Raw genomic sequence first — 23,858 nt, forward strand, 5'->3', positions numbered from 1 at the left:
TTAAAATGGAAAACATAAAAACAGCATTATTGGTGATGGACATGCAGTCATCAATATTAAGCAACTTACCTGACACACAAGAATTGATATCTAATGTCAACAAGGTCATTAAAGCCGCCAGAAATCGCCAAATTCCGGTTATTTATATCACAGTAGGGTTCAGACAGGGAATGCCGGAAATAAACTCTAATAACAAAGTATTTTCAGGAATTAAACAACATATGGCAGATGTCAATATGAAAGAATGGGTCGCTATTCATCCTGAGCTTAGCCCTGAAGAGGAGGACATTGTTATTACCAAAAGAAGGTTCAGTGCTTTTACAGGAAGTGATCTTGAAGTAGTTCTGCGTGGTCAGAATATTCAACATTTGGTACTGACAGGAGTATCTACAAGCGGTGTTGTTTTATCTACAGTGAGAGAAGCCTCAGATAAAGATTACAAACTCACAGTGATTGAAGATTGCTGTAAAGACGGAGATGAAGAAGTACATCATGTGCTGATGAGAAAAGTTTTCCCAAGACAGGCTGATGTCATTAAAGTAAACGACTGGACATAGTAAGGAATGAATTAGTACAACGGGAACATTATAAATCTTCAAAATACGTTTCATTTGCTGAAAATTCCGTTTCACCTATCTATTTTGCTGAATCAGTTTATCTTTTAATTTGAGAGATGGGAAGACGTATTACTTTTACATGGTAAACGTAGCCGAAAGGTCACTTAGTTAGTTTTAATTAGTATCAAGGAAACATTGATTAAGGATCAATAAAAATCTTTTTGTGCTTAATTCCTTATAGCTATTTATGGCTCAACTATACACTTAATCATGTTTGGGTAGGATTGGTTTGTTCCAGTCCTATTTTTTATACCCTTTTTATACAATAAAAAAACCGCTGCTGCTACAACGGTTTAATTTATTTTAAGGAAATAGTATTATTTTAACTTATAAGAACTTCCGTTCCAAAGATAAGTTTTAGAAGAGCTTTTCTTCTTCTCTCTGTCTTTCTCATCCACTTCCATGTCTTCCACTTTTAGGATAAATGCGTTGGAAATTCCTCCTTTATCATTAGGAAAAACATATTCTTCACTGTGATAAAAAGCTCCGGCATCACCTACATTCATTAATTGTGGAAGGGTAATCAGTTTTTTATCCTTAAAAAGAACATACTGATCATAGCTTGCGATTCCGCAGGCTTCTCCGGAAACCATTGCTTTCAGGGTAAATTCAACGTTCTGCAATTTGTGACTGCTTTCTATATTGAATGCCGCTGAACTCAACTCCTCTCCTCTTCCTGTATCAAAATATACCTCATCAATGAGTGTATTTCCTTCCATTACTTTTATTCCGGCAATGTTCTGTTTTTCGGTCTCATTGGATTCTTTATTCTTCCTGTCAATCGTTTTGGAAAGTCCAAAGAGAAAATCATATCCGTTTTTATTACGGTACCCTACACAAAGATTACCACCCCAGATATATCCTTCCAATATATTCTCTCCTTTCTGATAAGAGATTTTATACCAATTGGCCGCTCTTTCTCCCAATTTCAGGACAGTTTCTTCTTTTTTAAGAATCATCACCTGCTGATTGGTCTGCAATGAGTCTACCATCTGAGTATTGACTCCTGGATACAGCCTCACGCGGGTCCAGTCTGTAAAGATTTTTTGCGTCTTATTTTCTTCAAAACCAAAGATTCCATCTGCATATACTTCATTTTCCTGCGCTGTAAAAAACTGCAGCATCAGTAAAAATAAAGCTGTCCATAAAGTTTTCATATTCGTATTTTGTTTTTTGTGTGTTATTTTTCAAGCAGAAGACTTACCCATTCTTCACGCTGTAGCTGTTTTTTCAGTTCCAGTCCGCTTTCTTTACATACTTCAAGAATATCATCTACGTCAAAGAAACACAGTCCTGAAAGTAATAGTTTTCCACCGTCATTCAATACTGAAACATAAGTCGGGATATCTGAAATAAGGATATTTCTGTTGATATTGGCTAAAATAACATCAAAATTTTCTTTTCCTAAATTTTCAGCAGTTCCCTGTTCAATATCTAATTCAACACTGTTTCTTACTGCATTTTCTTTTGAGTTTTCTACCGACCATTCATCAATATCGATCGCTTTTGTATCTCCTGCTCCCTGCTGTTTCGCATAGATTGCCAGAACAGAAGTTCCACATCCCATATCCAATACCTTTTTACCATGGAAGTCAATATCCATCATTTGCTGGATCATCAGGTGGGTGGTAGGGTGATGTCCTGTTCCGAAAGACATTTTAGGCTGAATGATAATTTCATGCATTCCAGATACCGATTCATGGAATTCGGCTCTGATCAATACTTTATCATCAATATTGATTGGAGAGAAATTCTTTTCCCATTCTTCATTCCAGTTGATATTAGGCATTTCTTCGAAAGAATATTCGATTTTTACGTTTTCATTTTCAAAAATCGGAAGTGCTTTCAACTGCTCTTCCTGAAACAATTCTGTCTGGATATATCCTAAAATTCCGTCAATTTCTTCTGTAAAGCTGTCAAAACCTATTTCTATAAGTTCCGCCATTAAAATTTCATTCCAAGGCTGCAATGGAGAAATTTTGAAATTGAATTCTAAATAATTTTGCATGTGACTAATTTGCTGCAAAAATACTAATGTTATTACGGTTAAAAAAACGATAGCGTAATTTTTGGCTGAAACCGGAGATTTTTATGTTTTTTATCCCGCAGATGATACAGATTTTTTGAATTGCAGGGAAATTGTAAGTTTTGACTAAGGCATAAAATGGAAACGTAAAAAGAGAAAGCGGGCTCCCTTCGTCTACGCTCAGGATAATAGCCCGCTCCTATTGATTTTTATTATTCAAGGTAGACTAACAATTCTCTGCTGATAACATTAAACTCTAAACCTTGAACTTTAAATTTTTAACCTCTTATGGATTCGTAGAGAAAATTGATCCGTTTGCAATCAGTGCTCTTCTGTTCATTTTAAGAATATCTCTTACCCATTCTGCGAAGTCTTCCGGCTGTAATACTTTATCAGGATTTCCGTCTGTAAGACCTCCCTGGATGCTCATATCTGAAGCGATGGTACTTGGAGTCAAAGTGATTACACGGATGTTTTGTTTTCTCCATTCTGCCATCATAGATTGTGATAAAGATACTACTGCAGCCTTTGAAGCGGCGTATGCAGACATATTCGGACCTCCTTTCAGACCTGCTGTAGAAGCTACATTTACGATATCACCTTCTCCTTTAGCTTTCATAAACGGATGAGCTGCTTTCGCTGCGTAATATACTCCGAAAAGATTAGTTTTAATCACCTGCTCCCATGTTTCAGAAGGCATTTCTTCAATACTTCCGAAGTCTCCGATCCCTGCATTGTTGATTAGGATATCAATACCACCCAATTGTTCTGCTAAAGATTCAATTCCAGCTTTTACCTGAATTTCATTGTCTACAGAAAAAACTGCGTATGCTGAGTTTACGCCCAGTTTTTTGATTTCTTCAACCGTCATTTTTAGGTTTTCCTCATTTCTTCCTGTAATGGCAACGTTTACTCCTTCATTGGCCAAAGCAAGTGCTACAGCTTTCCCCAATCCTCTTCCACCACCTGTTACGATGGCATTTTTTCCGTTTATATTCATAGTAATAATACTTTTCTTTATACAAAGTTACGAAAGAACATTTTTATGAAATGGTTAAAACACAGATTTAATAGTTTTTTAATGGTTGGGAAGGGCAATTGAAACTTATATCTTCTTAAACCACAAAAGTCACAAATGTTTTTAGACACTTGAATTTTTTAAGCTATTAGCTTTAAGTATAAGAAGTACACTTAAGTTTTATGAAAATCTACGATTTTCATTTTATATAACTTTTATGCAGGATCATTACACTTTTAAAATATTTTATAACTAATAACCTTTTGTGACTTTTGTGGTTTCCATGAACCTCAAAAATAGAAGCCGATCTGTTGGATCGGCTTCAAAATCTAAAAAAAGGTATAGTAAAAAAAATAAAAATTTAAGGAATCTGAATTGAATTCTGAACTTCAAATTCTTCTGAAGCTGTGAATTCGTTTCCATACATATCAACAGCCTTCACCTCAACTTTATGTTTTCCTAATGATAATTTTTTAGGAAAGTCTGCTTCCCAGATGTGCTTTGACATTTCAGGATTGGAAGGTCTTCTTCCCGGAAGAATTTTCTCCGTAGAATCCCATTTGAAAACAGAAAGTGCAAAATTCGGGTCTATGGTTTCATCATATTCCATTTCTTCCCATTTTCCATTATCTATTCTGTATTCTACTTTGTCTTTCTTGCTTCCTATAAAGAAATTAGCCAACACTTTTGCAGAAGTTCTTGAGGAAGGAATCACTTTTGGGATATATAACTTAATTTGATAGTCTTCCGGTTTTCCGGCTGTTCTGTATTTAACTTTATATTGATTGTCTGTAAAACTGATGAATGAATATCCTTTTGCTGTTCCGTCTCTCATGGTAGAAGTAGGAAGGCCGGCATCATCCGGTGTTCCAGAATACCAATCGCCGCAAGTAGTTCCTACGTTATATTCATGCAATTCCTTGATTCCATTCCAGCCTGCTTTTTTCCCATAGAAAATCTGCTGTTGGATGTGCGTATGTGCTGATAGAAGCAATACATTCTGGAAAGGATTTAAGAAATCAAATAGTTTCTGACGGTCCGCATTTCTGAAGCTGTCTTCATTGCTATGTTCCAACGGAATATGGAAAGAAATGACAATCAGTTTACTTTTATCAACCAGTTTCAGATCGTTTTCAATGAACTGAAGCTGATCTTCACGGAATCCTCCCCAATATCCTTTTCCATCTCTCGGATCCGGATAAAGAATATCATCCAGAATGATGAAATGTACATTACCATAGTTGAAAGAGTAATTGGCCGGACCAAAATTCGACTCAAATGTTTCATCAGAAAGACGGTCTTCTTTCGCATCATAATTCATGTCATGATTTCCCATTACATTATACCAAGGAAGTCCGACTTCTTTCATAACGTCTGCATAAGGTTTCTGAAGACTTAAATTATCTCCTACCAAATCTCCAAGACTGATTCCCAACACTGCATTTTTCTTAGTGTTCTTCACTTCATTTACAATTCCTCTTTTGAAGTAATCCAGTTCTTTTTCTGTGTAAGGCTGTGGATCTCCAAAAACAAGGATATCAAAGTTCTTATTTTCGTTTTGTTTATAAAGTGGGAAGTTCAGTTCTTTGGGAAGATCTCCTGTAGCAGCTACTCCTTTGTATTTGAAATCTGCAGGAGAACCTTTTGGTTTATGATGGTTATAAAACTGAGGTAAGTTGTTCGCATTTAAAGCAGTCTGATACCCTGAAGGTTTGATCACAAAAATAGTCTGATCTTCCTGAACCGGCAGGCTGTATCGTCCGTTTTTATCCGTAAGAACTACCTGAACTCCGTTAGAAACGGCTACGCCTTCAATTCCTTTTTCGCGGTTTTCTTTCTTTTGATTTTTGTTACTGTCTTCGTATACATATCCGGAAACAGAAGTTTGTGAGAATGCCATTGCTGAAACCAGGATGCAAGGCATTAAAAATTTTATATTGATACTCATTATCTTTTTAATTTTTAAATTATTTTAATCTTTAAATCTCAAATTATTTATTCCACCACATTTTTACGTTGATATTGTCACCTCCCATAGATTGTACGGCTGCGTTATAATTATCCGTATTCATCACTTTTGTGGTGGTAGGGTACATAAATCTTACAGGCATCTGCCCTCCGTTCTGAAGTCCTCCGTTGTTAGGAAGTACCGGCAGTTTTGTACGTCTGTATTCGTACCATTGCTGATGGTCTACAAAAAACAGGGAAATATATTTCTGAAGCATTAGCTTTTGTAAAGAACCGTCGTAAGCTACGTTTGCATTACTGAAGTAATTGGCTGGAACTGTTGCTCCCCACTGTTCAATAATAGATTTTACTCCGGTTTCATAATAGGTCTGCTGATTTCCTGCAATAATTCCTTTGTTAACCAATTCTGCCAGAATAAACTGAACCTCAGAATAGGTCATGATTAATATTTTTAAAGGTGCTTTCGCCAGATTCTGATTAAGGTTAGAAGGCTGGTAGTTGAAAGCTGTTCCTAAAGCATATCCTGACGGAGCTCCTTTATATCCTAGATCTTCCCCGGTAGTTGCTTTCGCTTTCGTAAAAAACATACTCAGCCTTGGATCATTATTATCTTTCATAGCATTTACAAAAAACTCACCTGCTGATCTGTAAGCTGTAAAATCCTGAGGGCGGGCAATTGGCGGCAAATATGGAGATACTCCTGAAAGTGGCAGCACTGCACTATCCGTATTATTTTGAAAAACAGGATATTGTGCAGGATTATTGATAATCTCCTGAATTCTTTCATGCACATTTACTTCACCGTTTCTGCTTAAAATTCTCGTTAATAATCTCAATGAAAGAGAATTACAGAATTTCTTCCATCCTAAGATACCGGTCTGGCTGTTGGTATTGGCATTGTAAAACAAATCTGTTTCTGCTAATGCCTGGTTTGTGTTGAATAGTGAATTTGCTGTTTTCAGATCATTTAAGAGTTGAATGTAGATGTCCTTCTGCTTATCATATTTCGGTCTTAAAATATTTTCTTCAATCTTCACTGCTTCAGATAAAGGTACATCACCGAAAGCATCAGTGAGGTTGGAAGCAATCCATGCATTCAGGACCATTGATATGGCCAGATAATTATTATTCTGTTCTTTCTCAGCATATTTCCTAAGATCACTTACCTGCTTAAGCCATTTATAAGAGGTATTCCAGTATCCGTTACCACTTTTTTCGTCCATATAATATCTGCTGTAGGTATTTCCTTCATTCGGAAAGTCTAAAGCAATCTGCATGATATCAAAAGTGAAATCATCTGCTCTGTTATAGCCATAGCTTCCCATTTCATACTGGATGGGAGCAAGAAGACTTCCCACAGAAGGATCTTTTATTTTGCTGGTATCTGTATTGATTTCTTCAAATGTTCTGTCGCAGGACTGAAGCATAAAAACAGAAACAGCCAATGTCAGATTTATGATTATTTTTTTCATTTTTAACGATTTTAGAATTTAAGATTTAACTGAAACCCAACTGTTCTTGCAGTTGGAAGCTGCCCCATCTCTACTCCCGGAGTAATGGTTGCATTATCCAGCGTAGCGACTTCAGGGTCAAACAATGGGAACTTCGTCCACATCCACAGATTTTTTCCGAAAATAGCAAGAGTAAGATCATCCAGACCCAGAGATTTTATGGTCTCTTTCGGGAATGAATAGGCAATTCTTGCATCTCTCAGCTTAATAAAATCTGTGCTGAAACTGTTGGTTTCCACATTGGCTCTTCTATAGTAATCTCCATAATAAGAAGATACCAGTACTCCTTTTATATTCGGGCTGAAAGATCCGTCAGGATTCTGAACAACACCGTCTCCTACAATCATTCCACCAGGATTATCTCTTCCCGGAAGAGTAGATTTCAGTTTACCCTGTTCGGACATTTTATGATGCGACTGAGAATAAGCAATTCCACCATACTGACCGTCAAACGAGAAGCTGATCGTAAAGTTTTTGATCTTGAAATCATTCTGAAGACCGGCTCTCCATTTCGGGAATGCATTTCCTACTTTTTCAATATCTGCAGGTCTTCCCGGAAGTCCGTTGTCTCCGTAAATTACTTTTCCGTCCGGAGTTCTTAATAATTTAAATCCATACATGTCTCCAAGAGAACCACCCACTTCCATTTTATAGAAGACAACATCTCCTACGTTGGACACGATTCCGTCAAATCCTTCAGGTAAAGTCATCACCCTGTTTTCGTTGGTAGACCAGTTCCCGCCTACTTTCCATGAGAAGCTTTCACCTTTCACAGCTAAGATATCAGCTGAAAGTTCAAGTCCTCTGTTTCTGATTTTCCCTGCATTGATCACTCTTTTGGAATATCCGCTTTCAGAAGGCAGTGAAACAGGAATAATCTGGTTTTCACTCATGTTCTGATAAGCGGTAAGATTAAGATTCAACCTATTCTTGAAAAGGCTGAAATCCATACCTGCTTCAATATTGGTATTTTTTTCAGGTTTAAGGGAAGGGTTATTGAAAGTAGTAGGCGCCACCACACTTCCGGTAATATTACTTGCTGTATAGTAGTTATCCAAAAGATAAGGATCACTGTCTATCCCTACTTTCGCCCATGAAGCTCTTAGCTTCCATAAGTTCAGGTTATTACTTTTCAGGTTAAAAATATCTGATAGAATGAAACTGGTACTCACTGAAGGATAAAAGAAGGATCTGTTTTGCTTCGGAAGTGTAGAACTCCAGTCATTTCTTCCGGTAACGTCCACAAATATTTTATTGTCATATCCCAGCGTTAGTAATCCATAAACACTGTCTACATGTTTGTCTCTTGGTGCCGGATATTTAACCGGAATAGAAAGCGCATTGGTAAGGCTGTATTCGCCGGCTGTTTTCAATCCTATTGCCTGATAATCTGTCATCAGGTATTCATTATAACGGATACTTCCTCCTGCAGAGGCAGAAATACTGAATTTATTCCAATCTGCTTTGTAAGAGAATAAAAGGTCGTTGTTATATTCCTGATTTTTGATAAACTGTTCTCTATAGAACCCTTTCAGGTAATTTGCAGAACTCCATGGTCTTTTGGTTGTTCTTTTTTCATTCAGAATTTCAATACCTGACCTCAGCATTACACTGAAATTCTTATTAAACTGATAATCTGCCGTAATGTTTCCTGTAATGGTCTTTTTTCTGACCCCATTCAACATTTCGTAAGCAATCATATAAGGATTGTCAATAAATGAGCTGAAAGGATGGATTTGGTCAACCTGTTCCTGACCCGGTTTCCAGATGGGCTTATACCATTCCAGATCCACATTGGGATTTTGGAAGATCATGAAATAGGAAATCGACTGGTTGTTATATCCCGTCGCAGGAAGGTTATCACTGGAAGTAGTATTATAAGCAAATTTTGTAGAGATTTTTAATTTTTGGGTAAGCTGATGGGCAAAAGACAGGGCAAAATTGAATCTGTCAAAGCCTGTATTCGGCATCATCCACTCGTTATTAAGATAGGTAAGTGAAGATCTGAAGCTTGTTTTTTCATTTGAGCTTTCTACTGAAATACTGTTTGAGTAGGTAGAACCTGTTCTCCAGAAACCTTTAATATTATTTTCATAAGGTCTCCACAATTGTCTTTCCTTACTTTGTCCCAGTACATTGGGATCATATTGAAAATAATACTGTTCGGCGAATTTAGGTCCGAAAGCACTACTTGTACCTCCTGTACTTGGTCCGTCTGCGGAAAGGCCATAAGAATAGTAAAAATTTCCTGCTGTATTGGTTGCCAGAGTTCCCTGTCCGTATTCATACTGCCAGTCCGGCCATTTCAATACGGAATCAAAGCTTGAGGAAGAATTGAAGGTTACTCTCAGTTTTCCGTTTTTCGTTTTTCCGGATTTTGTAGTGATCATTAAGGCTCCGTTGGCGGCACGGGATCCGTATAATGCGGCGGCAGAAGCTCCTTTCAATACGGTTACAGATTCAATGTCATCCGGATTGATGCTGTTTAATCCGTTTCCAAGATCAATTGGAACATCACCTCCGGAACCTGCTCCATAGGCTGTCGTACCGGAACCTGTGGTAGAATTCCCCAATGGAACGCCATCCACTACAATAAGAGCATAGTTATGATCCATCATAATGGATTTCTCTCCTCTCAAAGTAATTCTGGAAGTTCCAAGCGGCCCTGCTCCGGCAGTCTGAATTTTAAGACCTGCCACTTTCCCTTCCATAGATTGTGCCCAGTTGTTATTTTGGGTTTCTTCAAATGTTTTGGCATCTACTTTCTCGGCAACATACCCCAAAGCTCTGTCATGTCTCTTGATTCCCAAAGCAGTTACTACTACTTCATCAAGTCCTTTAACTGTGTCTTTTTTAGCTTTCTGCTGAGCTGCCAGATTAACACTGACGAATCCCAACAGTGACAAAACTAACAGTTTTTGTGTCTCTTTACGCATTTCCTTTTTGTTTGCGCAAAATTAAAACGACATTATAAGGATGATCTTAACACAGTTTTAACGTTTCTTAAAAAAACATTAAACCATATATTAATTCAGCCTTAATAACATTACATAAGAATCTAATTAACAAACACTTAAGTAATTAAGTTTTTTTAATACCAGTTTACAAGCCTATTTACGTATCTTTATTGTCTTTCCTTGAGATAATACCACACAAAATACATATTTATTTGATTTACAATATAATAAATCAAATTTAATCATACTGTTTTTTATTTACCCCTTAAAAAAGAACAGTCTGTCTCTTTATAAGGGACAGACTGTTTAAATTGTTGATTACTGGCGAATGGTTGAGAAGGTTTTGTAAACCACCCCTTCAAAAATTCTTTGAATTTTCACCACCCCTCCGGAAGAGGGGAATATTTTGCCCTTCATTTGTACTATTTGTGAAGGATTTTCAATTACTATTTATTCTTTAACTGATCAGGAATATTGGTTGTTACAAACCCGATTCCTTGTTTTTTCAATTCATCGTATACGGCAACATCATTTACCGTCCATGAATTGGTAATTAATCCTAATGCCTTTGCTTCAACAATCCAGGTAGGGTTTTTCTGGAAAACACTATAGTGATAATCCATACCATCCAATCCTTCTTTTTTGATCTGTTCAGGAGACAGCTCACCGTTCAGGTATTGTACTTTAAAGGAAGGTGCCAGCTTTTTGATCTCTTTACAGATATTAAGGCTGAAAGAAATAAACTCACTCTGAGATTCCAGCTTCATATCCTTGATCATCTTGATTGTTTTCTGTGTGATCTCATTTTCAATTTCCGGAGTCTTGGCTGGTTTGATCTCAACGATCAGCTTCAGAGCTTTATCTTTTTTCCCCTGTTTCAAATAATCTTTTAACGTAGGAAACTTTTCTCCATTGGATAATTTCAATGCTTCCAATTCTTTGAACGTAGCTTCTGAAATTTCCATCTTACCATGATGTTCATCGTGATTGATCACCAATACACCATCTTTTGTCATTCTTACATCAAATTCAGACCCATAAATTTTTAATTTCTGAGCATTTTCCAATGATTGAAGCGAGTTCTCAGTTGTAGGAGGCTGTGTCTGGAAATATCCTCTATGGGCAATGATCTGGGTTTGTGCTTTCATCATAACTGTACTTAAAACTGCTAACCCTAAGATAAAATTTTTCATAATATAATTTAGATAATTTAAAAAAGTCCTGAAACTTTCTGATAAAGGTAGGTATTAAAATATGGAAACCACAAAGACATAAAAGATTTTAAACTAATAGTAAGAAGAGTCATTTATATTTCTTTTATGTCTTCAGTGGTTAAAAAAGATAATTGTTTAGAAGGAATACTTCGCACCAATCTGGATCTGATATGGATTTCCGGACATAGGAACCAAACCACCTCCACTTACGTTTTTGGCATACTCATACTGCATGGTATCCTTATTAAACCTGGTTACTTTATACAAAGATGTGTTTGTGTATGAATTGTTGACTCCCCATTCTTTGTTAAGTAGGTTCGCCACATTGAAGATATCTACAGAAAGTTCAAAAGCTCCTACTTTATCAAGTTTTATTTTCTTCGCTACACGAACATCCCAAACTCCATAGAAACCATTCTTACCTCCGTTACGTTCTGCAATTTTACCATTATACTCGTTGATATAATCTTTCAGAGCCTGTCCTACCTGCGGATCATCCAAAATAGATTTGGTAAGATTCGGGAAAATAAAAGCAAGGTCATTGGAATCTACAAAGTCACCATTGATATTTCCTCCTGTTGTAGCAGAAAAACGGGTACCTCCAATTCCTGAATATCTGATTCCTAATGTAAATCCGGCAATGGTAGGAGAGTTACCATAGATCACCACTTTATTACGAAACTGGTTGTCAGAATAAGTCATTCTTAAGTCTCTCGGATCACTCTGAATCATCGTAGATAATGTTGCAGAGTTCGCTACATTTCCGTTGTAAGAAGTATTGTCTTTGATGTCGGACCATGTATAACTTGCCGTGATTTCTCCATCTTTCCAGTAACGGTAACTTGTATCTATCACGAATGAGAACTGGTTTACTTTACCATCACTTGCCAATTCCAATACTCTTCCAAAGTTGTTATTGATTCTTCCTTGTTTCCAGTCGAAACTTACACTGTTATTGGCATTATTGGTAATAGCACCTGTAGGAATGAATACACCTCTTCCTCCCTCATTAGCTAATGTAAAGAACGGATTCGCCACCATGTTTCTGTCATAGTAATAGTAATTATTTCTACCTAATGCCATATATCCTGCAATTCCGGCTCTGAATCTTTCATTGAAGAAATGGGTATAAGAGATATTCGCTTTATAAACGATTGGAATTTTAGCATCTTTACCGGTATAGTTGATGGTTGGAATCTGCTTCTGAGAAAGTGAAGGCACCGAATTGTAATCGTTTCTATAACTGTTGAAATCCGGGAACGGAACATCTTTACCCGTTACATCCACTGTAGCCAAATGTTTCCCATCAAATACAAGATTGTTGATGATCATGTAATTGTTGATATCCGAAGAGAAAATTCCGGCTCCGAATTTAAGGAAGTCTTTATTTCCTTCATTGATATTCCAGTCAAACTGGAATCTTGGCTGGATTACAAATGACTTGATCTGATTATCAGTTCTGATTCCCATTTCATCAAACAGTTTCTGATTGAATTCCGCTTTCGGGTAACCTCCGTAATCTAACCTCAAACCGGCCATTAAATCAAGACCTTTTGCCACTTTCGTCTGAAACTGCCCATAGACACCAAGATTCCAGATATTTGATCTTACAGACGGATCTTCCATCAAAGGAACTTCTCTGTAGAATCGGTAAGGAGTCATCGCATCAAAGTTACCCATTCCCTGGAAATGGAATCTTCCGTTCACTTCACTTCCGTACACAGATTTTGCGGTTGTATACATCAAATCAGCTCCGAAAGTATATTTTACTTTATCTGTATTGTAGTATAAGTTGTCAACAATCTGGAATACATTATTTCTAAAGCTTTCCTGTGCAAAACGGTGCCCTCCAATCTGAATATTGGTAGATCCGGCACTTGAAGCTACACCCTCAACAATCGCCCTAGGAACAGGTTTACCCAATTGATTGTTTTGATAACTGTCCTGAAAAGTATAAAGATACTGCGCCTTTAATTCATTGGTTAAATTAGGCTGCAGGTTTGATCTTAAGGTTAATAATAAACTGTTATCAAGGTTTTTGTCGTTTCCGTAAGATTCAAAGAAATTGATATTGGTATTATCACCCAAACCATTTTTATTAAGGTCGTAGGTGAAGTTATTTCTCAGGGTTAATAAGTGCTTTTCATTGATCTGCCAGTCTAAACGTACAAATCCTGCATCCGAGTTTCTTACTTTGTCAAAACTTCCAAACTGAGGACCGCTTCCCACTCCATATTTTGCTCTTGCAATATCTACAAACTGATTAAGAGTCTGCGTTGTTGTATTGAATCTCTTCTCATCATCCGGAGATTTGATATCGGCAATTATCAAAGGTCTTGAATCCAGCTGATGATCCCAGGCTACGAAGAAATGTAATTTATTTTTAATGATCGGTCCTCCCAATGAAAATCCGAACTGAGAAGTAGAGAAATCGTTATCTCTTTTGTTTCCTCTGATGTCATATGGGCTGGAAAGCCAGTTGGTTCTTAAATATTCCCAGGCACTTCCTGAAAATTTATTGGTTCCTGATTTGGTAACAGCACTTACCGTTCCTCCTCCACTCCTTCCTAATGTCACATCATATTGGTTGGTCGTAATTTTGAATTCACGTACCGCTTCAATGGAGATCGAGAAAGGTGCACCACTTCGGCTGGTGGTAGCTCCTGCAGAAGTAGGGTTTTTCGCCGTCATCCCATCAATGGTAAAATTGGTGGAAGATCCTAGCTGTCCGGAAAGGTTTCCGCCTTTTCCGCTTAGTGGTGACAGTTCAGCAAGGTTGGTAAAGTTTCTTCCGTTCACCGGAAGCATACTGATATTTTTTGCTGAAATTGCTGTAGCGGCACCAAGGTTTCCGATCTTGTTTTTAAGATTTCCGGTAATCTTTACTTCTTCAATTTGTTTCTCGCTACCAAGATCCATATTTACGGTAACCTGATCTCCGAAGTTCACATTGTAACCTTCTTTTTTATCATCATTTACAATAACTGTATAAGGCCCACCCAAAGGAATTTCCTTAAAAATATACTCTCCTTTTGAGTTTGTTTCTGTTTCCGTTTTGAATCCTGTAGACTCATTCACGATCGTTACTTTCACTTTTTCCTGAGCTGTACTTCCCGGTCCGGTAACTTTCCCTACAATAGAAGCCTGCGTGGTCTGTGCATACGCCATTGTCCCAAGCCCTAAAAACAATAATCCCAGTACAATCTTTACTTTTTTCATTTCTTCCGAAGATCTTTATGATTAATTTTTTGATGTTCGCCAGGAAACCTCTTTGATTTTCATGTTAATAGATCACGTTGAGGTTTCTTTCAATCAGATGTGCAAAGGTATTTTGACTTTAATGGCAGGGTGTTTAAGAAAGCTTTAACATTTTTTTAATTAAATCAGAACGTTATGTTAAATTACTTTAAACAAATGTTTTATTTCCTACAAAACCAATCTGTTAAGGCATATTACGTATTTTTAATTTTCCTGTACTATTTAATTCTGTTATTTTTTAAATGCAATTACTTTAGTTATTTTTGCTCAAAAGATAGAAACCAATGTCTGAAAACATTCAACAAAAGATAGAACAGCTCCGCAAAGAGCTTCACCAGCATAACGACAACTATTATCAACTGGATACTCCTACTATTACGGATTTTGAATTCGACATGCTTCTGCAGGAACTTCAGGATCTGGAGGCCAAGTACCCGGAATTTTATGATGAGAACTCGCCTACGGTACGTGTAGGGGGTGGTGTTACCAAAGTCTTCCCTACCATTCAGCATAAATTCAGAATGTATTCTCTGGACAATTCTTATGATTTTGACGACCTGGAAGACTGGGAAAAAAGAATCATCAAAACCATTGAAGATCCGGTAGAGTTTGTTACTGAACTAAAGTATGACGGTGCATCCATTTCTATTCTTTATGAAAACGGAAAACTGTCACAGGCAGTTACCCGTGGAGATGGTTTCCAAGGGGATGAAATCACTCCGAATGTACGTACCATTTCAGACATTCCTCTGACTTTAAAAGGTGATTTTCCGGGTCAGTTTTTTATGCGCGGAGAAATTTATCTGACCAGAAAAAACTTTGATAAAATTAATAAGCTTCGTGAGGAAGAAGGTCTTGATCCTTTCATGAATCCCAGAAATACAGCCAGCGGAAGTTTGAAAATGCAGGATAGCGCTGAGGTAAGAAAGCGCGGACTTTCTTCTGTACTGTACCAGTTCATTTCTGATGAAGTTCCTGCAGAAACACATTGGGAACTCCTTCAGAAAGCACAGAGCTGGGGCTTCAAAACTTCTCAGCAGGCAAAATTATGTAAAACCATGGCTGAGGTACAGGAGTTTATCACATTCTGGGATACAGAACGTCATAATCTGCCTTTTGAAATTGATGGTATTGTTTTAAAGGTTAATTCATTACAGCAGCAAAGACAGCTTGGTTATACTGCTAAATCTCCCCGCTGGGCAATGGCTTATAAATTTAAAGCAGAAAAGGTAGAGACAGAGCTTCAAAGTGTATCTTATCAGGTGGGAAGAACGGGTGCCATTACGCCTGTTGCTAATCTTAAACCTGTTTTACTGGCCGGAACTATCGTTAAGAGAGCTTCTCTGCATAATGAGGATATCATCAAGAAACTGGATCTTCATGAACATGATTTCGTCTATGTAGAAAAAGGAGGTGAAATTATTCCAAAGATTGTAGGGATAAACACTGATAAAAGAACTGAAGATAGCAAAGAAGTTGACTACATCAAACATTGCCCGGAATGTGGAACAGAATTAGTAAAAATTGAAGATCAGGCCATCCATTTCTGTCCGAACGAACTTCACTGCCCGCCACAGGTGGTTGGAAGAATGATTCACTATGTTTCCAGAAAAGCTTTGAATATTGACAACCTTGGAAGTGAAACCATAGAACAGCTATACAGAGAAAAACTGATTGAAAATCCTGCCGATTTCTATGTTTTAACGAAAGAGCAGCTTCTTCCATTGGAAAGAATGGCTGAAAAATCTGCCCAAAATATTATTTCAGGAATTAAGAAATCTAAAGAAATTCCTTTTGAGAAAGTATTATATGGAATCGGGATCAAGCATGTGGGAGAAACAGTTGCCAAGAAACTGGTCAAAAACTTCCCAACTATTGAGGAATTAAAGAATGCAACTGTTGAAGAGCTTTGCCAGGTAGAAGATATCGGGAGCAAGATTGCAGTAAGCATTGTTGAGTTCTTCCAGAATTCTGAAAATGTACTGATGATCGAGCGTTTAAAATCTTATGGTGTGCAGCTTGTAAAAGGAGAAAGCACGAATGAAGTACTATCCAATGTTCTGGAAGGAAAAACTTTCCTTTTCACCGGAAAATTATCATTATTCACCAGAGAATCTGCTGAGGAAATGGTAGAAAAGCACGGTGGAAAAAATATTTCTGCTGTATCCAAGAACCTCAACTATCTTGTAGTAGGTGAAAAAGCCGGAAGTAAGCTGAAAAAAGCTCAGGAAATCGGAACAATTACGATTCTGGATGAGCAGCAATTTCTGGATCTGATTGAGAAATAACAATTATTTTTAATAATTATTTACTAAACCATTAAGATATTCCTCTTAATGGTTTATTTTTGTTTTCAAATCACAACAAATAACCATTAACTAATAATACATGAAAAAAATTTACCTCATCATTTCTATGATCATTTTTGCGATGTTTCAGGCACAAAATGTGAATATCCCTGATCCGGCTTTCAAAAACTTTTTATTAACGGCTGATTACAGCAATGGCTATGCAAAAGATCAGTATGGAAGCAGTATTCCCGTTGATACCAATAATGACGGTATTATACAGCAAAGTGAAGCTAATAATATTGTAAAGCTGTCTGATCTTTATTATGGAAACAGAGTATATATTCAGTCTATCGAAGGGATTAAAAGCTTTACTAATTTAACAGATCTGTATCTATTCGGGACTTCTGTATCTGCGGTTGACGTAAGTACGATGACTAATCTCATTGCTTTAGCAATTAACTATAATTCACAATTAACTTCTCTGAATATTGCAGGTTGTACATCTTTAGCAACGATGTCTTCCGAGCATAATAATATTACGAGCTACAACCTGCAGAGCAATTCATTAAAAAGTCTGCTCATTAACAATTTGAATTCTACTCAGCCTATCAATGCTATTAATGTAAGTCTTTGTCCTAATTTGAAATCTTTGGAGATCAATAAAACTAATGTTCAATCATTAGATTTTAGTAATATGAGTAATCTGGAGTGGCTTCAAATCAGAAACAGCTCTTCAACCAATAATATAAATTTGACCGGTTGTACGAATTTGAATAATCTGGGAATTTATAGCTGCAATGCTTTAACAACACTTCAGTTACATAATTTACAAAATTTAGATACGGTATATCTTTCACAAAGTCCGATTTCCACATTATCTCTGGTCGGTACAACGAACATAGAATCTCTCGGTTTACAGTCTACAGGTTTAACAGCTATAGATCTTTCCATTTTTCCGGCTTTAAGACAGTTTAGTACTTTAAATAATAGTCTTACAACACTGGATTTAAGTATGAATCCTTTATTGGAAAATATAACGATTTATGACAATTCACTTCTGAAAAATATTAACCTGAAAAGCGGAGGAACTGTACTGAACGTCACATCTTGGTTTCATATTAATAATAACAATCCTAATCTTAAATATATCTGTTGTGACAATGATGATTTAGCACCGATCAGTAATTATCTAACTTCTTATTCACTCAACAATATCAATTTGAATTCCTACTGTTCATTCACACCGGGCGGTACTTACTATAAAGTTATCGGTAATACAAAGTATGATATTAACAACAATGGCTGTGACTCCAATGATGTTAATAAACCGTTCCAAAAATTTTCAATTACAAGTGGATCTGTTTCCGGAAATATAATCGCTGATTCGTCAGGGAATTATTCTATTCCTTTACAGGCGGGTACACATACGATTACCCCTATTTCAGAAAATCCGGCCTATTGGACATTGTCTCCGAGTACTTTGACAGTCAACTTTCCGGCACAAACAAGTCCACTAACTCAAAATTTCTGTTTAACGGCCAACGGAAATCACAATGATCTTGAAGTCCTGATTATTCCTGTTACGGCTGCTATTCCGGGATTTGACACCAAATATAAAATCGTTTATAAAAACAAAGGAACGGTTGCCCAATCAGGAAATATTGCTTTCAATTTCAATGATAACCTGATGAATTTCCTGAATGCAACAGTTTCTCCCGATATACAGTCTACAGGAATGTTAACCTGGAATTTCACCAATCTTCTTCCTCTGGAAACCAGAGAAATCACTGTAAAATTGAAATTAAATACACCAACACAGGCTCCACCGTTAAACAGCGGGGACATTCTGCATTACATGGCACAAATCAACGGAGCTACTGATGAAACACCTGCTGACAATAAGTTTATGTTGAACCAATCGGCTGTGAATTCTTTTGATCCGAATGATAAGACCTGTCTTGAAGGAACTACTATTACGCAAACCCAGGTGGGAGATTATGTACATTACCTGATCAGATTTGAAAATACAGGAACCGCAAATGCACAGAATATTGTTGTAAAAGATGTTATTGATACTTCTAAATTTGATATATCAAGTTTAGTTGCATTGAACGGAAGTCACAATTTTGTAACAAGAATTACCAATCCAAATACGGTAGAATTCATCTTTGAAAATATCCAACTACCTTTTGATGATGCGAATAATGACGGATATATTTCGTTCAAAATCAAAACAAAATCTACCTTAAATCTTGGAGACAGCTTCAGTAATACAGCGAGAATCTATTTTGATTACAACCACCCTATTGTAACCAATACTTACACAACAAGCGTTCAAAATGTATTGGCAACAGCAGAAATTGATAAGGAAAACCAGAGTATTTCTGTTTATCCTAATCCTGCAAAAGATGTTTTAAATATCAGATCCAAGCAGGAAATTATCAAAGCTGAAATCTATGATGCGACTGGAAGAATTATCAGATCAACAAATGTAACTGAAAATTTAATTTCTGTTTCAGAACTTTCCAAAGGAAATTATATTCTAAAAGCTTTCACAAAGGACAAAGTACTTGTACAAAAGTTTATTAAAGATTAAGCTTATAAAAATTTCATATAAAAAGGCTGTGATCAATTTCACAGCCTTTTTTATTATCGTAAAGTTGAGCTTTTAGATTTTATTTCATAGCGTTCAAGGATATCTTTTCTTTCTTGATGGGTTTTAACAGTCCAGATTATTTTTCTTTTAGCCATTCTTCAATATCCTGGTTGGCTTCGTCTTCAGTAAGGTATGCTTTATTCTTATATTCTTTTCTTCCTTCAGCAACTCTTTCTTTTTGCTCATCATTAAGAATATATTCATTCTGGTCCAATTCAAAATCAAGAATTTTTTGAATTTCTTCAATAATTCTGGCTTCCTTTAATTGGGTGATCCTGTTGATCAAATTAATTTTTAAATCTGACGTATTCATCTTGTGCGATTTAAATTCAAATTTAGAAATTTTATTTAAAACTATTTACTCAAATCATAAAATCTACAGTCTTTGCATCATATTACTTCAGCTTATATGTGCAATCCTATTTACTTGAAAACAATAATAGTATATGAGAACTTTCTCCAGGCTTTGGCAGAATCAGCCTGATATGTTCCTTATTCCTGTAGTAGTCTCTGTATGGTTCTTTAGTAATAATCTTTCCTTTCCCGGTTTCTTTATATCCGGCTGCCAATATCAGTTTAAGGTAATGATCATATTCTTTCTTTTCTTTAAACTCAAATTCAATTCTATCTTCTGATTTTTCTTCAGTATATTCAAACTTTCCGATTTTTGAGGTATAGTCTGGGGCTTCGTATTCAGTTAAAAGAAAACCTAAACCTTCAGTTCTGTCATAAAACTTGAACTTTTGCTGTTTCATTTCCTTTTTAAACTCATCCATTGTCAGTTTGTTGAAGCCGTTAAGTTGTTCTAATGTAAATGTCTGAGCAGAGATCTGGATACTGAATAGCAGTGAAAATAACAAGAATGCTAACGTTTTTCTCATTTTTATTTTAGCGTAAATATAAGAATATCTGTTTATGCTTCCTTCAGTAAAGCTTTCCTGAACAGTAAAATTTCTTCCTTGTTTAATCCTTCCAAAGAAATTGTGCGTTTTGTATTGGGCATCCAGTCAGGATAAAGAATCAGTTCAACATAATTGTCATGTATATGAAATTCTCTCAGAACTTCTGGCTTTCTTGTATTTCTTCTATCTGATCCAAATCTCAGATTAATACACTTACCGGGAACAATGTAAAAATCTTTTGGAAACAAAAACATAGAATTCTGATTCATGAAAATTTCAAAACTACACCATCGAAATTTTTTACTATAGCTAAGACCTCCTTTAGTTACTGAAACAATGGTGCCATGGATATTTTTAAAAACTAATGCATCCGGCTGCTGATATTTTTCAATAATTTTATTTTTCTGGGTATAAAAGAAAACTCTTGAAATGATAAAAAATACTACACCTGCCAATGGCAAATAGAAAAAAGGATCCATGAATTTAAAAGAATAGAATTACAATTTTTAAGTAAGAAAATATATTTTCTGAGTCAAATATATAACAATAACTCTTATGAAACCGGCAGTCTGAAGTAAAATGTACTCCCGTTATTCAAAGAGCTCTTCACTCCTATTTCTCCATGCTGTTTTTCAATGAAATTCTTGGAGATTGCTAATCCCAGCCCTGTTCCGTTCTGATGTTCTCCGGGAACCTGGAAATAACGGTCAAAGATCTGACGGTGGTATTTTTCATCAATTCCGCTTCCGGTATCAACAATACTGAACTGAATGAACGAGTTCTGTTTTTCTACTACAATCTGAATATTTTCATCCTGAAAAGAGTGTTTCACAGCATTGGTAAGAAAGTTATTCATCACCCAGACTGTTTTATCAAAATCGGCAGTTACCGCATCACTTTCTTCTAAAAGATATTCTGTACTAATGGTGATATTTTTCTGTTCGGCAAGTTTTTCAACATTCTTTACAGCAGTCTGTACAATTTCTTTAGGAGAACATTTTTCCACGGTCAGTCTGATATTTCCCGATTCTACCTGAGAAAGATTAAGCAATTCTCCTGTGATATCCAGTAAACGCTGCCCATCTTCATTGATGCTTTTCAATAATTCCTGCTGCTGCTCATTCAGTTCCCCAAACTTTTGATTTCCAAGGAGCTGAACGCCCATTTTAATAGCAGAAATCGGAGTTTTCAATTCATGGGAAATCGTTGCAATGAAATTGGTTTTAGCAAAATCCAGTTCTTTAAAAGGGGTAATATTTCTCAGCAAAATTACCTTTCCGATATATTTTTTCTCCTTTTCACCTGTTTTTACAATATTGATGGGAACAATATCCTGTTCAAAATAGTTTTCTTTATTATCACGGACAATCTTAATCGGGTCTTTTACCGGATGGTCAATATTTTTCAGCAGTTCGCGCATCAGATCGTTGTTGATGGCTACTTCATGAGCCGTTTTACCAATGATTTCTTCTTTATGAAGATTGGTGATCTTCAATGCTTCATCATTGATCATGTAGATAAAATGATTCTCATCCAGGCCAATCACCGCATCATGCATATTGTTCACCAGTGTTTCGATCCGTTTTTTATCCATCAATTGCTTGGAAAGTGTACTGCTTTCGTACTCCTGAAGTTTCTCCGCCATCGTATTGAATGAATCTGCCAGACTGCTGAACTCTTCACTTCCTTTGAAATGCACCCTCTCATTATAGTTTTTATCAGCAATCTGTTTGATACTGAAGGTTAACTGATTGATTGGCTCTGCAATAGTTTGTGGTAAATTGAAAAGCAGAATAAAAGCAATCAGGAAGCACACTGTTCCTAAACTTACGATCCAGAACGTGGCATTTTCTGCTGTAATGATGGCGATATCACTCTTCCGTTCTATGCCTTTCATATTTAAAGACATGATCTTCGCCAGATCCTCGCGGATTAGTTTTTCTTTATGGATGTCCGGTGCTTTCAGATAGCTGCTGAAATGCATATTGAGGTTCTGGGTAGCTTCTTTTTCTCCAAATTCTGTAAGATTCTTTTCCTGTAATTTATTATTTTTCCTAAAATCTGCTATTGCAACGGTACTGTCTGTACTGATATTATCCAGGGCCAGAAGCATATTCTTGGAAAATTCCAGACTGTTGTAATTGGCAGTAAGAATCTTTTCAGTATCAGATTTTAATTTATTGATGTATACAGAACCTATCACTGAAAGCAGAACGATCAGCAGAAATAAAAGGCCAACGCCTAAGGTAAGTTTCGTTTTAAGTTTCATTATTTTTTAAGATAAAATAATAATATCTATCTGTCTCTCATTCAGCCTGTTCATAAGGGTATAGATCCAGCTGTAGCCCAGCATTCGCTGCCAGAAACTGGCATGAGGTTTACCAATGCAGACCGTTGTGATATTATGGGCAATCACATATTCCAGGATTCCGTTATGAACACTGCTTTCTTTGATCCGGACTACTTTGGCGCCTAATTCCTGTGCTAAATTAAAATTATTAATTAAATACCGCTGCTTATCGAGTGCAATTTTTTCCGGATTTTCAGAAGGTTTCTGAACGTACAAAACAGTCCATGGACTGTTATAGTAACTGGCTAATCTCGCTGTTTTCCTGATAATTGTTTTGGCAATTTTCTCGTTGCTGCTGATACAGGCAAGGAATTTTATGGGTTTAAAATTTTCAGTTTTGATTTCTGTTTCTACCTTCCTTTCCACATGGGTAGCCACTTCTTTTAAAGCCAGCTCACGAAGCTGGAGAATATGCCCACTTTGGAAGAAATTGCTCAGAGCGGTCTGAATTTTTTCCTTTTTATAGATTTTTCCTTCCTTTAAACGGGTCAGCAGTTCATCAGCTGTAAGGTCAATGTTCACCACTTCATCTGCCAATGCCAGAATTTTATCGGGAACACGTTCTGCCACTTCTACTCCTGTGATTTTCTTTACTTCTTCATTCAGGCTTTCGATATGCTGGATATTCATGGCACTAATAACGTTGATCCCATTATCAAGGATTTCCAGGACATCCTGCCATCTTTTTTTATTTTTAGATCCTTCTACATTGGTATGGGCCAGCTCGTCTACCAAAACGACTTCAGGATGTTCATTAATGATAGCCTGAAGATCCATTTCTTCAAGATTTTTTCCTTTATAAAAAACCGATTTTCTTTCAATTTCAGGAAGTCCTTCTACCAGTGCCACGGTTTCTTCCCGACCATGGGTTTCTATATAACCAACCTTTACATCAATGCCATTTCGTAAAAGAGAATGCGCTTCCTGAAGCATACGGAAAGTCTTTCCTACACCTGCACTCATCCCGATATAAATTTTGAATTTTCCTTTACGGGATTTCTGGATAAGTTCTAAAAAATCTTTTGCTGATGACATTGATTTTATTCTTTTTAATTTTATTTTAAACACGTTCAACTGTGGTTAAACTGAT

The 23,858-nt window shown here is 36.4% G+C and carries 16 protein-coding genes; 3 read left to right on the forward strand and 13 right to left on the reverse strand.

Annotation, left to right across the window (positions count from 1 at the left end; genetic code table 11):
- Window positions 1-5 precede the first annotated feature (5 nt).
- Complete coding sequence (locus tag ACPF63_RS16020) at window positions 6-557, forward strand: cysteine hydrolase family protein (RefSeq protein WP_426480587.1); 552 nt, start codon at window positions 6-8, stop codon at window positions 555-557.
- Window positions 558-934: 377 nt separating this feature from the next.
- Here the strand turns inward: ACPF63_RS16020 and ACPF63_RS16025 are convergent, their stop codons facing one another.
- From ACPF63_RS16025 to ACPF63_RS16060, 8 genes are all read right to left on the reverse strand, one after another.
- Window positions 935-1,774 (reverse strand): SH3 domain-containing protein, encoded by an 840-nt coding sequence (locus ACPF63_RS16025; RefSeq protein WP_426480588.1) that lies wholly within the window; start codon window positions 1,772-1,774, stop codon window positions 935-937.
- A 23-nt stretch (window positions 1,775-1,797) separates the two neighbouring features.
- Window positions 1,798-2,625 carry a 50S ribosomal protein L11 methyltransferase gene (gene prmA, locus ACPF63_RS16030; protein WP_426480589.1) on the reverse strand — a complete coding sequence of 276 codons (828 nt, stop codon included), beginning with the start codon at window positions 2,623-2,625 and terminating at the stop codon, window positions 1,798-1,800.
- Window positions 2,626-2,929: 304 nt separating this feature from the next.
- Window positions 2,930-3,643 (reverse strand): 3-ketoacyl-ACP reductase, encoded by a 714-nt coding sequence (locus ACPF63_RS16035; protein WP_077415804.1) that lies wholly within the window; start codon window positions 3,641-3,643, stop codon window positions 2,930-2,932.
- A 379-nt stretch (window positions 3,644-4,022) separates the two neighbouring features.
- Entirely contained in the window at window positions 4,023-5,585 is a 1,563-nt protein-coding gene (locus ACPF63_RS16040; protein ID WP_426483227.1) for a calcineurin-like phosphoesterase C-terminal domain-containing protein, read from the reverse strand.
- A gap of 67 nt (window positions 5,586-5,652) precedes the next feature.
- Window positions 5,653-7,101 carry a SusD/RagB family nutrient-binding outer membrane lipoprotein gene (locus tag ACPF63_RS16045; RefSeq protein WP_077415806.1) on the reverse strand — a complete coding sequence of 483 codons (1,449 nt, stop codon included), beginning with the start codon at window positions 7,099-7,101 and terminating at the stop codon, window positions 5,653-5,655.
- Between the two features lie 11 nt (window positions 7,102-7,112).
- A complete protein-coding gene (locus ACPF63_RS16050) occupies window positions 7,113-10,076 on the reverse strand; it encodes a SusC/RagA family TonB-linked outer membrane protein (RefSeq protein ID WP_426480590.1) in 2,964 nt (987 codons plus the stop codon).
- Window positions 10,077-10,543: 467 nt separating this feature from the next.
- Entirely contained in the window at window positions 10,544-11,290 is a 747-nt protein-coding gene (locus ACPF63_RS16055) for a glycerophosphodiester phosphodiesterase family protein (RefSeq protein WP_426480591.1), read from the reverse strand.
- Between the two features lie 156 nt (window positions 11,291-11,446).
- Window positions 11,447-14,530, reverse strand: coding sequence for a carboxypeptidase regulatory-like domain-containing protein (locus ACPF63_RS16060; protein ID WP_426480592.1), 3,084 nt, complete (start codon window positions 14,528-14,530; stop codon window positions 11,447-11,449).
- 323 nt (window positions 14,531-14,853) lie between these two features.
- Here ACPF63_RS16060 and ligA point away from each other — a divergent pair, with 323 nt between their 5' ends.
- Both ligA and ACPF63_RS16070 read left to right on the forward strand, forming a co-directional pair.
- Entirely contained in the window at window positions 14,854-16,857 is a 2,004-nt protein-coding gene (gene ligA, locus ACPF63_RS16065) for an NAD-dependent DNA ligase LigA (RefSeq protein WP_426480593.1), read from the forward strand.
- A 100-nt stretch (window positions 16,858-16,957) separates the two neighbouring features.
- A complete protein-coding gene (locus tag ACPF63_RS16070) occupies window positions 16,958-19,456 on the forward strand; it encodes a DUF7619 domain-containing protein (RefSeq protein ID WP_426480594.1) in 2,499 nt (832 codons plus the stop codon).
- 136 nt (window positions 19,457-19,592) lie between these two features.
- On the opposite strand, the gene ACPF63_RS16075 is transcribed toward ACPF63_RS16070, so the two are convergent.
- The 5 genes from ACPF63_RS16075 to ACPF63_RS16095 form a co-directional block, all read right to left on the reverse strand.
- Window positions 19,593-19,829, reverse strand: coding sequence for a hypothetical protein (locus ACPF63_RS16075; protein WP_077415818.1), 237 nt, complete (start codon window positions 19,827-19,829; stop codon window positions 19,593-19,595).
- Between the two features lie 106 nt (window positions 19,830-19,935).
- Window positions 19,936-20,397 carry a hypothetical protein gene (locus tag ACPF63_RS16080; RefSeq protein WP_426480595.1) on the reverse strand — a complete coding sequence of 154 codons (462 nt, stop codon included), beginning with the start codon at window positions 20,395-20,397 and terminating at the stop codon, window positions 19,936-19,938.
- Window positions 20,398-20,429: 32 nt separating this feature from the next.
- Window positions 20,430-20,897, reverse strand: coding sequence for a hypothetical protein (locus ACPF63_RS16085; RefSeq protein ID WP_426480596.1), 468 nt, complete (start codon window positions 20,895-20,897; stop codon window positions 20,430-20,432).
- Window positions 20,898-20,971: 74 nt separating this feature from the next.
- Window positions 20,972-22,687 (reverse strand): ATP-binding protein, encoded by a 1,716-nt coding sequence (locus ACPF63_RS16090; protein ID WP_077415824.1) that lies wholly within the window; start codon window positions 22,685-22,687, stop codon window positions 20,972-20,974.
- Between the two features lie 6 nt (window positions 22,688-22,693).
- Window positions 22,694-23,803, reverse strand: a complete 1,110-nt coding sequence (locus ACPF63_RS16095; RefSeq protein ID WP_047383121.1) for a histidine kinase — start codon at window positions 23,801-23,803, stop codon at window positions 22,694-22,696.
- Window positions 23,804-23,858 lie beyond the last annotated feature (55 nt).

This window comes from Chryseobacterium sp. R2ACT005 (genome assembly GCF_049949215.1).
In the GTDB taxonomy this organism is placed as follows: domain Bacteria; phylum Bacteroidota; class Bacteroidia; order Flavobacteriales; family Weeksellaceae; genus Chryseobacterium.